General features: G+C 71.8%; 12 protein-coding genes and 1 tRNA gene. 5 read left to right on the plus strand and 8 right to left on the minus strand.

The window, feature by feature from the left end:
• On the plus strand, nt 1-565 hold a 565-nt coding region (locus tag ACIQGQ_RS22645; protein WP_402398434.1), incomplete at its 5' end, for a tectonin domain-containing protein.
• A 119-nt stretch (nt 566-684) separates the two neighbouring features.
• On the opposite strand, the gene ACIQGQ_RS22650 is transcribed toward ACIQGQ_RS22645, so the two are convergent.
• The 4 genes from ACIQGQ_RS22650 to ACIQGQ_RS22665 all read right to left on the minus strand — a co-directional run bounded on the left by ACIQGQ_RS22650 (nt 685) and on the right by ACIQGQ_RS22665 (nt 3,965).
• Nucleotides 685-1,020 (minus strand): hypothetical protein, encoded by a 336-nt coding sequence (locus tag ACIQGQ_RS22650; RefSeq protein WP_402398435.1) that lies wholly within the window; start codon nt 1,018-1,020, stop codon nt 685-687.
• A 292-nt stretch (nt 1,021-1,312) separates the two neighbouring features.
• Nucleotides 1,313-1,400 (minus strand) — tRNA-Leu (locus ACIQGQ_RS22655).
• Between the two features lie 185 nt (nt 1,401-1,585).
• The gene (locus ACIQGQ_RS22660; RefSeq protein WP_402398436.1) at nt 1,586-2,947 is read right to left on the minus strand and encodes a VWA domain-containing protein; all 1,362 of its coding nucleotides are present in this window, start codon (nt 2,945-2,947) and stop codon (nt 1,586-1,588) included.
• 67 nt (nt 2,948-3,014) lie between these two features.
• Nucleotides 3,015-3,965, minus strand: a complete 951-nt coding sequence (locus ACIQGQ_RS22665) for a beta-ketoacyl-ACP synthase III (protein ID WP_352281095.1) — start codon at nt 3,963-3,965, stop codon at nt 3,015-3,017.
• 257 nt (nt 3,966-4,222) lie between these two features.
• Between ACIQGQ_RS22665 and fdhD the strand changes: the two genes are divergently transcribed.
• Complete coding sequence (gene fdhD, locus ACIQGQ_RS22670; RefSeq protein ID WP_402398437.1) at nt 4,223-5,071, plus strand: formate dehydrogenase accessory sulfurtransferase FdhD; 849 nt, start codon at nt 4,223-4,225, stop codon at nt 5,069-5,071.
• Between the two features lie 15 nt (nt 5,072-5,086).
• Here the strand turns inward: fdhD and ACIQGQ_RS22675 are convergent, their stop codons facing one another.
• Entirely contained in the window at nt 5,087-6,133 is a 1,047-nt protein-coding gene (locus ACIQGQ_RS22675; RefSeq protein WP_402398438.1) for a bile acid:sodium symporter family protein, read from the minus strand.
• 186 nt (nt 6,134-6,319) lie between these two features.
• Between ACIQGQ_RS22675 and ACIQGQ_RS22680 the strand changes: the two genes are divergently transcribed.
• Nucleotides 6,320-7,222: a LysR family transcriptional regulator gene (locus ACIQGQ_RS22680; protein ID WP_402398439.1), complete on the plus strand. Its 903-nt coding sequence runs from the start codon at nt 6,320-6,322 to the stop codon at nt 7,220-7,222.
• A 288-nt stretch (nt 7,223-7,510) separates the two neighbouring features.
• Nucleotides 7,511-9,310, plus strand: a complete 1,800-nt coding sequence (locus ACIQGQ_RS22685) for an AMP-dependent synthetase/ligase (protein ID WP_402398534.1) — start codon at nt 7,511-7,513, stop codon at nt 9,308-9,310.
• Between the two features lie 47 nt (nt 9,311-9,357).
• On the opposite strand, the gene ACIQGQ_RS22690 is transcribed toward ACIQGQ_RS22685, so the two are convergent.
• A complete protein-coding gene (locus ACIQGQ_RS22690; protein WP_402398440.1) occupies nt 9,358-10,476 on the minus strand; it encodes a PQQ-dependent sugar dehydrogenase in 1,119 nt (372 codons plus the stop codon).
• Nucleotides 10,477-10,487: 11 nt separating this feature from the next.
• A complete protein-coding gene (locus tag ACIQGQ_RS22695) occupies nt 10,488-11,765 on the minus strand; it encodes a glycosyl hydrolase family 8 (protein WP_402398441.1) in 1,278 nt (425 codons plus the stop codon).
• A gap of 331 nt (nt 11,766-12,096) precedes the next feature.
• On the opposite strand from ACIQGQ_RS22695, the gene ACIQGQ_RS22700 reads away from it, so the two are divergent.
• Complete coding sequence (locus tag ACIQGQ_RS22700; RefSeq protein WP_402398442.1) at nt 12,097-12,933, plus strand: aldo/keto reductase; 837 nt, start codon at nt 12,097-12,099, stop codon at nt 12,931-12,933.
• A gap of 79 nt (nt 12,934-13,012) precedes the next feature.
• Here ACIQGQ_RS22700 and ACIQGQ_RS22705 read toward each other — a convergent pair whose 3' ends face one another.
• Nucleotides 13,013-13,957 carry a class I SAM-dependent methyltransferase gene (locus ACIQGQ_RS22705; RefSeq protein WP_402398443.1) on the minus strand — a complete coding sequence of 315 codons (945 nt, stop codon included), beginning with the start codon at nt 13,955-13,957 and terminating at the stop codon, nt 13,013-13,015.
• Nucleotides 13,958-14,018: the final 61 nt, after the last annotated feature.

A 14,018-nucleotide genomic window follows, 5' to 3' on the forward strand; every position in this document is an offset into this window, starting at 1 on the left:
CCCCGGGGCCCTGACAGACATCGGGGCAGCCGCGGACGGCACCGTATGGGGCGTCAACTCCGCCGGAAACATCTACCGCTACACCGGCGACCAGGAAGACGGCCCCTGGAAGCAGATCAGCGGTGCGCTCGTGCGGATCTCGGCCGGGTCCAGGACCAATGTGTGGGGTGTCAACGCGGGCGGAAACATCTACCGCTACACCAACAACGACGCCAACCCCTGGGTACAGATCCCCGGGGCCCTGACAGACATCGGGGCAGCCGCGGACGGCACCGTATGGGGCGTCAACTCCGCCGGAAACATCTACCGCTACACCGGCGACCAGGAGGGCGGCCCCTGGAAGCAGATCAGCGGCTCACTCAAGGCGATCTCGGCAGGCTCCCGCACCTCGGTCTGGGGGGCGAACGCAGGCGGGAACATCTACCACTACACCAACAACGACGCGAGTCCCTGGGTGCAGATCCCCGGCGCGCTCACCGATGTCGGGGCAGGAGTGGACGGCACCGTATGGGGTGTCAACGCGGGCGGAAACATCTACCGCTACACCGGGGACCAGCCAAGCTGAGCCGCACCCCGTCGGCGCCCCGCGCCGGGCCCGGTTGCGTCTTCGTGGCGTGACCGGGCCCGGGCGGGATTCTCCGGCCGCGCCCGGCCGCCTGCAGTCGGAATGTGCGGATGGGTTACTCATGATGTCGGCGGGTTGGTTCCCCGGACGACCTGCCAGCGGGAGCCCGGGCTGGCCGACCTGAGGTGCCGGACACCTCGGCCTCGGAGAGTCACGAGCGCGGTGTGGACGGGGTCGAGCTCCTCGACGGAGCGGTGGTGGACGCGGATCTGCGTCAGTTCCAGGTCGATGCCTTCCACGGCATCGCGGATGCGGTCGAAGCGGGCTCCGCGACGAACGGGGCCGAGTATGCAGCGCACTGTGGCGGTGGCCTCGGTCGCGGTCACGGCGGTGACCTGATCGATTTGCAGTTCCACCTCGACCGCGCGCCTGCCCGGGTCGGTGTGCCCGGTCATGCCGCCACCTCGGCACGTTCGACCCTGCCCTCCGCGTCGTGCATCTCCCGCATCACCTCCGTTGCCCCCGGCTGCGCGGACTTCGGCAGACGGTTTGGGATATTCGAGGCCTCGTGAACCCAGCAGCGCCGGCACCGTGCGGCTCGGAACGCCTCGGTCAGAGCCTTCCACGGGCCCGTCCCTCCCGGCACCGATCCACAGGTTCGGAGCAGTCTCACCACCGCTGGTCAACCGGTTGGTCACACCACAGCCCAGAAATGCAAAAGAACCCCAGATGAACTGGGGTTCCTGCTGGTGTCCGAGGGGGGACTTGAACCCCCACGCCCGATAAAGGGCACTAGCACCTCAAGCTAGCGCGTCTGCCATTCCGCCACCCGGACCAGGTGGTCGGCCCCGGTTTCCCGCGGCGACATGGAAAACAATACCAGGGGTTCGGGGTGTCTCTCACCCACGTTTCCGGTGGTCAGTGCGGTGCGGCCGGTACGGGCGGCCCGGTCCCGCGCCGCCGCCTCCCCCGGCGGCACCGTACGCGTTCACGCCACTACGGAGGGTGCTCCGGGGCGGCTCAGTTCAGGATCCCGGCCTGCCGGGCGGCTCGCAGCCAGGACGGGAACTCGGAGAGGACCCGGTCGTAGAGCTCCTGGTCGGCGATCTTCTCGATGTCGTCGACCGCGAAGAAGCCGACGTTGTCGACCCGGCGGCCCGGCATGGTGTCGAACCGTTCCAGCACCCCGTAGTCGGACCGGCCCAGCCCGACGAACTGCCAGAAGACCGGCTCGTCGGCGGCCGCCCGCAGCTCCTGCTCGATCTCGCGGTTGCGGTGCACCCCACCGTCCGAGAAGAACAGCACCAGGGTCGGTTCGGGCAGCGGGTGGGCGCGCACGAAGTCCCGCACCTCGGCGATGACCTTCTGCTCCTCGTTCTGTATTCCGACCGCGCGCATGTCGACCTGGCCGGGCAGGTGGCCCTTGGGCGGCTTCCTGCGGCCGAAGCCGTAGAGCTGCCCCACGCGTACGTGCAGGCGGATCCAGTCGGGCAGTTCCCCGATGGCGAGGTCGGGGAGCCGGGCGGCGTTGCTGGCGAAGGTCCACGCCTGCATCCGGCCGTCGTCGTCGAGCTGGGCCGCGACGGCCACCATCCGTTCGACGACACCGGCCACCGTGCCCCGCCGGTAGAGCCCGCTCATCGAGCCCGAGGCGTCGAGGACGAGGACGACCCGGGCGCTCACCCGCGGCAGGCCGTGCTTGCTCAGGCTGACCCGGACCTGCTCCTTGCGCAGCGACAGGCGCTCCCGCATCTCCACCGGCAGCCTCTCCTCCCCCGGAACTTGCGCCGCGGGGGCGTGCGCCGGGGGCGGGGGGACCTGGGCGGGGACCGGCGGTACGGGGACCGGGGCGGCGGCCGGGGGCGGCGCGTCGTCGACGCTGATCCCGAAGTCGGTCGCCAGTCCGGCCAGTCCGCTCGCGTACCCCTGGCCGACCGCGCGGAACTTCCAGCCGCCGGCGCGGCGGTAGAGCTCGCCGCCGACCAGAGCCGTCTCGGTGGCGGCGGCGATCTCGAAGCGGGCCAGCTCGGCCCCGGACGCCGCGTCCAGCAACCGCAGGCGGAGCCCCGGCACCTGGCCGAACGTGCCGCCGTCGGCGGAGGCGCAGAGCACGACGCGGTCGATCTCCGGCCCCAGCGCGGACAGGTCGACATCGACCGTGTCCGCGCCGGGCCGCTTGCCGGCGTGGGACACGGCGCCCGAGGCGTGCCGGGGCTGGTTGTAGAAGACGAAGTCGCCGTCGGACCGCACCCGGCCGTCACGGCCCAGGAGCAGGGCGGAGGCGTCCACGTCCGGCACTCCGCCCCCTGCCGGCCATTCGAGCACGGCCCGGGTGGCGGTGGCCGTGACCGGTATGTTGGCGCCCTTGCTCAATGTCGTCATACCGGTCAGTCTGCCCTGAACCCTCGGCGGACGCCGCCGACTCCCCGGCAGCGCCCCTGTTCCGGGGTCAGGGGCAGCGGATGACCTGGCCCCCGTACGAGAGGTTCCCGCCGAAGCCGAAGAGGAGGGCCGGGGCGCCGCTCGCCACCTCGCCCCGTTCCACCAGCTTCGACAGGGCCATCGGGATCGAGGCCGCGGAGGTGTTTCCGGAGTCCACCACGTCCTTGGCGACGACGGCGTTGACCGCGCCGATCTTCCGGGCGACGGGCTCGATGATCCGGAGGTTGGCCTGGTGGAGCACGACGGCGCCCAGTTCCTCGGGGGTCACACCGGCCTTCTCGCACACCCTGCGGGCGATGGGCGGCAGCTGGGTGGTGGCCCAGCGGTAGACGGACTGCCCCTCCTGCGCGAAGCGCGGCGGAGTGCCCTCGATCCGGACGGCCCGGCCCATCTCCGGCACCGAGCCCCACAGCACCGGGCCGATGCCGGGCGGGCCGTCCCCGTCCGGCTCCGCGACGACCACCGCCGCGCCGGCGCCGTCGCCGAGCAGGACGCAGGTGGATCGGTCGGTCCAGTCGGCGATGTCCGCCATCTTGTCGGCGCCGATGACCAGGGCGCGGGTCGCCGCCCCGGCCCGCACGGCGTGGTCGGCGGTGGCGAGGGCGTGGGTGAAGCCGGAACAGACCACGTTGATGTCCATCACCGCGGGCGAGCCCATCCCCAGCCGGGCGGCGACCCGGGCCGACATGCTCGGCGAGCGGTCCATCGCGGTCGAGGTGGCGACCAGCACCAGATCGATCTCGCCCGGCGCCACCCCGGCCGCGGCCAGCGCCTTCCCGCCCGCGTACGCGGCCATCTCGTCCACCGGCTCGTCCGGGCCCCCGATGTGGCGGGTCCGGATGCCGACCCGGCTGGTGATCCACTCGTCGCTGGTGTCGACCATCGTGGCCAGTTCGTCGTTGGTGAGTACCCGGGCGGGCTGGTAGTGGCCGAGCGCCACGACACGTGAGCCGGTCATGTACGAAGTCCCCTCGCTACATATAGGGCAGGAACCATCCAGTCTTGGTCGCTACCGTCCAGTACGGGGTCAAGGGTTCCCACAGGAATCACGGCGGGCCGTTGGAGACTTGACAACAGCATGTGCCTGACATCGTCCCTGGTACGGCAGTTCTCGCCGGGTACAGGACAATGGGCACTGCACTCCGGGTTCGCAGGACCGGCCCGGGTACGGGAACAACGTCGGTACGCACAGAGACAGGGATCGGGTTCACCGCCATGGGACGGGCCACCACGCGCCACCGCACCATCCGCATCCGCGACGGTGCCGTATCCACCCGCCCGGACACGCTCGTCGCCGAGGAGCCCCTGGAGATCCGGCTGAACGGCAGACCGCTGGCGATCACGATGCGCACACCGGGCGACGACTTCGCGCTGGCCGCCGGGTTCCTGGTGAGCGAGGGAGTCGTCGGGGACGGCTCCGAGGTCCGGTCGATCGTCTACTGCGCCGGGGCGACCGACGACGGCGCCAACACGTACAACGTCGTGGACGTGCGGCTCGCCCCCGGCGTCCCGGTCCCCGACATCACGCTCGAACGCCATGTGTACACCACGTCGTCCTGCGGGCTCTGCGGGAAGGCGAGCCTCGACGCGGTGCGCACGAGGACCCGGCATCCGGTCTCCGACACGCCCCCGCTGCGGGTCGCGCCCTCCCTGCTCTCCGCCCTCCCCGACCGGCTGCGCGCCGCGCAGCGGGTCTTCGACCGGACCGGCGGGCTGCACGCCGCGGCGCTCTTCTCCGGGACGGGCGAGCTGCTGGACGTCCGGGAGGACGTGGGGCGGCACAACGCGGTGGACAAGCTGGTCGGCCGGGCGCTCACCGACCACCGGCTGCCGCTGTCCCGGGCGATCCTGCTGGTGTCGGGGCGGGCCTCGTTCGAGCTGGCCCAGAAGGCGGTGATGGCCGGGATCCCGATGCTGGCGGCGGTCTCGGCGCCCTCGTCCCTCGCCGTGGAGCTGGCGGCCGAGACCGGACTGACCCTGGTCGGTTTCCTCCGGGGCGCCTCGATGAACGTGTACGCGGGCGAGCACCGCATCGATCTGGACCCCGCCGCCGACCGGGCCTGAGGGCGGCGGCCGCGCTCAGCCCACCGCGGCGGCCGCCCGGGGCCCGGCGCCGCCCGCCGGACCCTGCGCGAGCTCCTCTGCCTCCTCGGGAGCGTCCTGCGCACGGCGCCGGGCGATCACCGCGCACACCATCAGCTGCATCTGGTGGAAGAGCATCAGCGGCAGCACTGCCAGCGACGCCTGCGCCCCGAACAGCACGCTCGCCATCGGCAGCCCCGAGGCCAGGCTCTTCTTCGACCCGGCGAACTGGATGGCGATCCGGTCCGCCCGGCCGAAGCCGAGCCGCTTGGCCCCGTACCAGGTCAGTGCGAGCATCGCGGCGAGCAGCAGCGCCTCGACGACGAGCAGCACCCCGAGCCGGGCCGGGGTGATCCGGTGCCAGATGCCCTCGACCATGCCCTCGCTGAACGCCGTGTAGACGACGAGCAGGATCGAGCCCCGGTCGACGTAACCGAGGACCTTCTTGTGGCGGGCGACGAAGCCGCCGATCCAGCGGCGCAGCACCTGCCCGGCGGCGAACGGCAGCAGCAGCTGGACCCCGATGCGCAGCAGCGCGTCCGCCGAGAAGCCGCCGCCGTCGCCGCCGAGCAGGGCGGCCGCGAGGAGCGGGGTGAGGAAGATCCCGGCGAGGGAGGAGAAGGAGCCCGCGCAGATCGCGGCCGGCACATTGCCCCGGGCGATCGAGGTGAAGGCGATCGAGGACTGGATGGTGGACGGGACGAGGCAGAGGAAGAGGAGGCCCTGGTGGAGATCGGGGGTCAGGGCGTACGGGACCAGCCCCCGGGCCGCCAGCCCGAGCAGCGGGAACACCACGAAGGTGCAGACCAGCACGGTGAGGTGGAGGCGCCAGTGCCGCAGCCCGTCCATCGCCTCGGTGGTGGAGAGCCGGGCTCCGTACAGGAAGAAGAGGAAGGCGACCGCCCCGGTCGAGGCGTCGCCCGCCACCCGTGCTCCGGTGCCCGACGCGGGCAGTATCGCCGCGAGCACCACGGTGCCGATCAGCGCCAGGAGGTACGGGTCGAGCGGCAGCCAGGACGGCGGCTTCGGGATGCGGCGGGTCATCTCTTCCATGTTCTTCCGGTCGCGGTCGGGGTCGCCCGGCCGCCGTCGGTACCTGACGGGCGCGGTCGGGGCCGCCCGGCCGCTGTCGGGTGCGGCCGGGCCCGCCCCATGCTGCTCCGGAACGGTGCGATCGGGAATCCCGTACACCGCTCTCACTGTCATCATGGATCGCGATAGCCTGGCGCCATGTACGACCCCGCGCAGCTGCGTACGTTCCTCGCCGTGGCCCAGACGCTGAGCTTCACCCAGGCCGCCCGGCGGCTCGGGCTGCGGCAGTCCACGGTGAGCCAGCACGTGCGGCGGCTGGAGGAGGCGGCGGGGCGGCAGCTGTTCACCCGGGACACGCACCGGGTCGATCTCACCGTGGACGGCGAGGCGATGCTCGGTTTCGCCCGGACGATCCTCGCGACCCACGAGCGGGCGGCGGCCTTCTTCGCCGGGACACGGCTGCGCGGGCGGCTGAGGTTCGGGGTCTCCGAGGACTTCGTGCTGACCCGGCTGCCGGAGATCCTGGAGGCGTTCCGCCGCGACCATCCGGAGGTCGAGCTGGAGCTGTCGGTGGAGCTCTCCGGGACGCTGCACCAGCGGCTCGCGGCCGGCCTGCTCGATCTGGTTCTGGCCAAGCGGCGCGTAGGCGACTCGCACGGCGAGCTGGTCTGGCGGGACACGCTGGCCTGGATCGGCGCGCCGCAGCTGCGGATCGACCCGGACCGGCCGGTTCCGCTGGTGCTCTTCCCGCCGCCCGGGATCACCCGGGCCCGCGCCCTGGAGGTGCTGGAGGAGCACGGCCGGTCCTGGCGGGTGGCGTGTACGAGCACGAGTCTGAGCGGGCTGATCGCGGCGGCCCGCGCCGGTCTGGGCGTGATGGCGCACAGCCGGGGGCTGGTCCCGCCCGGCCTGGCGCCCCTCCCGGCCCGGGCGGGGCTGCCGGAGCTGGGCGGGGTGGACTTCGTGCTGTCGCACGACCGCCGCCGGGGCGCGGCGCAGGAGGCCGCGGACGCGCTGGCGGCGGCGATCCTGGCCGGTGCCGACCGGCTGGTCCGGGGCGCGGGCACGCTCGGTCCGGCCGACGGCACGGACATCGTCTGACCTCCGCCCCTTCTCCGCTTATGGGGCGAGCGGGAAGATTCCGCCCCGGAACGGGAATGGCCGAGGCGTACAGATTCGGTGGAGATTCCACCTCCCGTCGCTTACGCGGCGGCCTCAGCCGCGCCCGGGCCTTGCCCATCTGGCCGGATTTCGGCGGCCGGGCAGTGCATATGCCACCTTGTCCACCGGTACGGGGCCCTCCCGCCGCGCCGCCGCTTGGGGTAGCGTCACGGCGCTGTGCGGAGCGCCACAAGGAGCAGGTCATTGCGCGAGTTCACTGTCCCCCCGATGGCGGCCGCGCCCCTCGTGGGCGGCCTGGCCGACACCGTGTTCGACCATGCCGAGGAGGATCCGGGCCGGGTCGCGCTCTGCCGCAAGGACGCGCACGGGAACTGGCGGGATGTCACCGCGGCGGCCTTCCGTGACGAGGTGCTTGCCCTGGCCAAGGGGCTGATCGCGCAGGGCATCAGGTTCGGTGACCGGATCGCCCTGATGGCGCGCACGTGTTACGAGTGGACGCTCTTCGACCTCGCGCTGTGGACGATCGGCGCCCAGTCCGTGCCGGTCTACCCGACGTCCTCGGCCGAGCAGGTGCTGTGGATGCTGCACGACTCCGGGGCCTGTGCCGTCGTGGTCGAGCACGAGGACCACGCGATGACCGTCGCCTCGGTGATCGACCGGCTCCCCGGGCTGAAGCGCCTGTGGCAACTGGACGCCGGAGCGGTGGCCGAACTGACCGGGGCGGGGGCCGACGTCGAGGACTCGGTGGTGCACCGGCACCGGCGCGCGGTCACCCCGGACTCCGTGGCCACGGTCATCTACACCTCGGGGACCACCGGACGCCCCAAGGGCTGTGTGCTCACCCACGCCAACTTCATGTTCGAGACGGACACCATGGTGGCCCGCTGGAAGTCGGTCTTCCGGTCCACCCGGGGCGACGAGGCGGCCACCCTGCTCTTCCTGCCGCTGGCCCATGTCTTCGGCCGGATGGTCGAGGTCGCGGCGATCCGGGGGCGGGTGAAGCTGGGCCACCAGCCGCAGCTGTCGGCGAAGGCGCTGATGCCGGACCTGGTGTCGTTCCGGCCGACGTTCGTCCTGGCGGTGCCGTACATCTTCGAGAAGGTCTTCGACGCCGCACGGCGCACGGCGGAGGCGGAGGGGCGGCTCGGGCCGTTCGACAAGGCCGTGGACATCGCGGTGAAGTACGCCGAGGCGATGGAGGCCCGGGCGTTCGGAACGGGGCCGGGGCCGTCCGCCGGACTGCGGATGCAGCACCAGTTCTTCGACAAGGTCGTGTACAAGAAGGTCCGCGACGCGATGGGCGGCCGGATCAGGCACGCCATGTCCGGCGGTTCCGGGATGGAGCGGCAGCTCGGACTGTTCTTCGCGGGCGCGGGCGTCACGGTGTACGAGGGCTACGGCCTGACCGAGACGACCGCCGCGGCCACGGCCAATCCGCCGGAGCGCACCCGGTACGGCACGGTCGGGCTGCCGATCCCGGGGACGACCGTGCACATCGCGGAGGACGGCGAGGTGTGGGTCCACGGCGACCATGTGTTCTCGGGCTACCTCGGCGCCCCCGAGGCCACCCGGACGGTGCTGCGCGAGGGCTGGCTGGCCACCGGGGACCTGGGCGCGCTCGACGCCGACGGCTATCTGACGATCACCGGGCGGAAGAAGGAGATCCTGGTGACGTCGGGCGGCAAGAGCGTGTCGCCGGTCGCGCTGGAGGAGCGGGTGCGGGCGCATCCGCTGATCGCCCAGTGCCTCGTGGTCGGCAACGACCGGCCGTACATCGCGGCGCTGGTCACGGTGGACCAGGAGGCGGTGGACCACTGGCTGGCGATGCAGGGGCGGGCGCTGCTGAAGCCGGAGGAGCTGGTGCGCGACCGGGAGCTGGAGACGGAGATCCGGCGGGCGGTGGTGGCGGCCAACACGGCGGTCTCGCAGGCCGAGTCGATCCGTACCTTCCGGATCCTGGCCCACCCCTTCAGCGAGGAGCACGGCCTGCTCACCCCGTCGCTGAAGCTGAAGCGCCGGGCGATCGAGACGGCGTACGCGGCGGAGGTCGCCGCGCTGTACCGCTGAGGCGACCCGGGCGCCCCAGCGGTACGGCGGTTGCGGCGAGGCCCGTTCTAGCTGATCGAGACCCGGAACAGCTTGTCCGAGCCGGCCGGCTGCTTCCCGTTGTTGTCGCAGTTGGTGGTGGAGAGCCAGAGCCGGTCCGCGCCGGGCACCTTGGTGACCGTGCGCAGCCGCCCGTACGTGCCGACGTAGTAGGCGCTCGGTGTGCCGACCTCCTCGGTGTCACCCGTGATCGGGATCCGCCACAGCCGCTGCCCCTTCAGGGCGGCCATGTAGATGACGTTGCGGACGATGGCGATCCCGCTGGGCGACGCCTCGGCCACCTTCCACGTCTTCTTCGGGTTGGTCATGCCGGCGGTGGTGCAGTCTCCCTCGCAGACCGGCCAGCCGTAGTTGCCGCCCGGCTCGATGAGGTTCAGCTCGTCCTTCTTGCTGTCGCCGAACTCCGCCTCCCACAGCCGTCCGTTGCGGTCGAAGGCGAGCCCCTGCGGATTGCGGTGCCCGTAGCTGTAGACGTAGGTCCCGAAGGGGTTGCCCGGGGCGGGCTCGCCGTCGGTGGTCAGCCGCAGGATCTTGCCGTTCAGCGAGTCCTTGTCCTGGGCGAGGTCGGGGGTCTGCGCCTCGCCGGTCGACGCGTACAGATAGCCGTCCGGGCCGAACAGCAGCCGTCCGCCGTTGTGGTACTTGTTCTTCTTGATCCCCTTGAGCAGGACGGTGTACCCGCCGAGCGAGCTTCCGTCGTACGTCATCCGCGCGATGCGGTTGCCCTCGGCGGCGGTGTGCATGACGTACACGTAGTGGTTGTCGGCCCACTCCGGGTCGGCGGCGATGCCGAGCAGCCCGCCCTCGCCACCGGTCGTGACGGCCTCGGGCACGGTGCCGACCTGGGCCTTGGTGCCGTCGGGGGCCGCCTTGAAGACCTTGAAGCTGTCCCGTTCGGTCACCAGCGCGCTCGTGCCGTCCGGCATCCAGTGGATGCCCCAGGGGATGGTCCAGCCCTCGGAGACGGTGGCGACGCCGGACGGAGCGCCGCCGTCGGGGGGCTCCGCCCCGAACCGGGGGGCCGCGGCGGCCGGTCCGGGCACCGCCTGCACCAGTGCGGCGCAGAGCAGCAGGGACAGGGCCGCGGCCACCCTCGTCCGCGCCGCAGCCGACGTTCCGGTCCGCATCCCGGCGCCCGTCACGGGACCCAGTAGTTGCCGGACGCGACGATCATCGACTGGAGCTGGACGCTCCCGCCGTAGTACAGGTCCGGGTCGATCGAGGTGCCGGCCAGCTTCTTCCACAGGGCGTCCAGCCAGGCCTGGGACCCGGAGTCGGTCATCGCGGTGACCACGAACGGGGCGGTGAAGGCCATGTCCTTGCCGCTGTCGAAGGCCGAACCGTTCAGGTGGTACCCGCTGACGATCTTGTCCGGGTTGCCGCCCGTCTTGGTCTTGATCCAGGAGTTCAGCTTGCGGGCCGAGGCGAGCGAGGCGCTGTCGCCGCTGGTGACGGCGTCGGCGCCGATGCGCCACGGGTCACGGCAGGCGTTCCAGGAGTAGTCGCCGTCGTTGGGGCCCTCCAGCACCTCGCCCGGGGCGGGCTTGGCGGTGCCGTTGGTGTTGACGACGAAGTCGGCGAGCAGCCCGGTCGAGGAGGCGTACGAGGACTGCTGGCCGGTGATCAGCTTCTGGTGGGCGGTGCGGACGGTGTCCCAGGTGGAGTCGCCGGTCGCGGCCTTGAAGGCGCGGAAGTGGTCGATCATCCAGTCCGAGGAGCGGGTCATCCAGTAGTGCTCCTCCCCCGAGTCCGACCAGTCGCCGAGGAGCGTCAGACGGGTGGTCGGGTTGATCTCGCTCTTCTTGATGGCGTTGATGTGCTTGACCGCGAGGTCCTTGTAGTTGTACGTGCCGCCGGAGCCCCACTGCCGGTCGGCCAGGAGCAGCCCGTACGCCACGTCCAGGTCGCCGTCGGTCGCCGAGTCGGAGCCGTCGACGCTCTTGCAGGAGGCGTCCTGCTCGGCGGCGAGGAGGTTGGCGTTGTTCACCGAGGGGTGCGCGAGCATGTACTTGACCATGCCGTCGAAGACCGTCTTCGCCTCCGGGTCGGCGCCCGCCATCGTGGCGGTGACGACCATTCCGTAGCCCTGTGCCTCGGCGACGTAGGGGTGGTCGGCGTCCGGCGAGATGACCTCGTACCAGCCGTTGCCGCAGTTCTTCCTGACGAACGCGGCCTTCCAGGCGTTGTAGGCCTTGATCACGGCCTGGTCGAGCGCCGACTGCGTGCCCGAGGGCTTCAGGGTCCCGGCGGCGTAGGGCTTCGTGTGGCTGCCGAAGGGCACCGCGGGGGTGTCGGCGGCGGCCTTCGCGGGGTCGACGGCGGCGGAGGCCGCGTGGGAGCCGAGCAGGGGCAGGAACAGACAGCTGACGCCCGCGAGAGCGGCCGTCAGACGGCGTCGGGGGGTGGCAGGGTGCACAGTGGTCCCTTCCGATCCGGTGTTAGGAAAGGTTCCTAACCGATACAGCATGGGATTCCCTGCGGAGCCTTCTGTCAATGCCTCTCGCGGGCCCAAATCCCAAGTGCCGAGGTGGCGGGGTGCCCTCCGCACACGGTCAATCCCCCGGACGGATGACGCCGGACGAATGATCCCGAGCCGCCGACCGCGGGCCGACGAACCCGGACAGGTGGTGACGGACGGGGGCGGCTTACCCGCGGCACCGGACGGCGGCCCGGCGGGCGGGAATGCTGGGCGGTCGATGATCGTTGGGGTGGTTGAACAAGACCGACGACGTAAGGATCGACCGCTCGTGAGCAAGGTCCCCTCCATCACCCTCAACAATGGCGTCGAGATGCCTCAGCTCGGTTTCGGGGTCTGGCAGGTGCCGGACGACGAGGCCGCGAAGGCGGTCGCCACGGCCATCGAGGCCGGGTACCGGAGCATCGACACCGCGGCGATCTACGAGAACGAGCGGGGCACCGGCAAGGCCGTCGCGGCCTCCGGCGTCCCCCGCGAGGAGCTGTTCGTCACCACCAAGCTCTGGAACAGCGAGCAGGGCTACGACTCGACGCTGCGCGCCTTCGACGCCTCGCTCGACCGGCTGGGGCTCGACTACGTCGACCTGTACCTGATCCACTGGCCGGTCCCGGCCAAGGACGCGTACGTCGACACCTACCGGGCCTTCGAGAAGATCGGGTCCGAGGGCCGGGCCAGGGCCATCGGCGTCTCGAACTTCCTGCCCGAGCACCTGGAGCGCCTCATCGGCGAGACCTCCGTGGTCCCCGCGGTCAACCAGATCGAGCTCCACCCCCAGCTCCAGCAGGCCGACTCGCGGGCCTTCCACGCGAAGCACTCCATCGCGACCGAGGCGTGGTCGCCGCTGGGCCAGGGCAAGGGCCTGCTGGAGGTCCCGACGGTCGTCGCGGTCGCGCGGAAGCACGACCGCTCGCCCGCCCAGGTGGTGCTCCGCTGGCACCTCCAGACCGGCAACGTGGTGATCCCCAAGTCCGTGACGCCGTCCCGGATCAGGGAGAACCTGGACGTGTTCGACTTCGAGCTGGACGCGGACGACCTGGCCGCCTTCGCCGCGCTGGACGAGGGCAAGCGCATCGGCCCGAACCCCGGCGAGTTCAACCTCGGCGCCTGATCGCGCCCGTACACGACAGCGGCCCGCCGCCCGGCCACGGAGCCGGGCGGCGGGCCGCTGTCGCGCTTCGGCGCTCCGTTCAGCCCCGGCGGCCCAGGTGCACGGTGCGCGCGGAGAGCAGGTAGACGTCGGGGCGCAGCCGCAGCCCGGCCGGGTCCTCGGGGTCGAGCAGCCGGTCGAGGGCGGCGGCGTCCTCGGCCGGGAGCTCCTCCCGGAACATCTCGCGCCGCCGGGCGAACTCGACGGTGATGTACTCGCGGGCCCGGTCGTCGAGCGGTGCCGGAAGGTCCAGCAGGAAGCTCCGCACGCCCTGCGGGGTCAGCCCGACCGCGGCGAGGAGCGCGCTCCAGTCCTCGGTCTCCCGCCTGCTGCCGGGCAGCGCCGCCCGCATCTCCTCGAACTGGTCCACGTGGATCGCCTCGAGCCTGGCCTCCAGCCCGGGCCGGCCGAACCCGAGGTCGCGCGGGAGCCGGCGGGGCTGGAGTCCGCCCTCGGCCAGGGCGACGATGCCGCCGGGGCGCAGCAGTCCGGCGAACCCGGCCAGCACGGCGCGCTGGTCGCCGATGTGGTGGAGGGAGTTCCCGGCCCAGATCAGGTCGGCCTCGCCCAGTCCGTCGAGACCGTCCTCCAGGTCGGCGTGGTGGGTACGGAACCGGTCACCGAGGCCGAGGCGCTCGGCGTGGTTCCGGGCGCGCTCCAGGAGCGCGGGGGTGCCGTCGACGGCGACGACCTCCGCGTCGGGGAACACCTCGGCGAGCAGGCAGGTGATCAGCCCGGGGCCGCTGCCGATGTCGAGGATCCGGCGCACCTCCGGCGCCTCGGGGAGTCCGGCTATCCAGCGGGCCGCCTGCTCGTACTGGGGCCTGCTGATCTCGGCCTCCAGTTCCAGCACCGGCCCCATCACGTCCCAGTCGATGTCACCCGCGTCCTGCTGGTGACCGTGGTGGTGGCCGGCGTGGGCGGCGCCGTGGTGGTGGCTGTGCGCGGTGGATGCGCGGGGTCCGTGTCCGGTGTCCTGGCTCATGGCAACCAGCGTCACCGCGGGCCCGGAGTACGGCAAGTTTTGTTGCCGGTTCGGCAACCGA

The organism is Streptomyces sp. NPDC092952 (genome assembly GCF_044754785.1).
Lineage (GTDB): Bacteria > Actinomycetota > Actinomycetes > Streptomycetales > Streptomycetaceae > Streptomyces.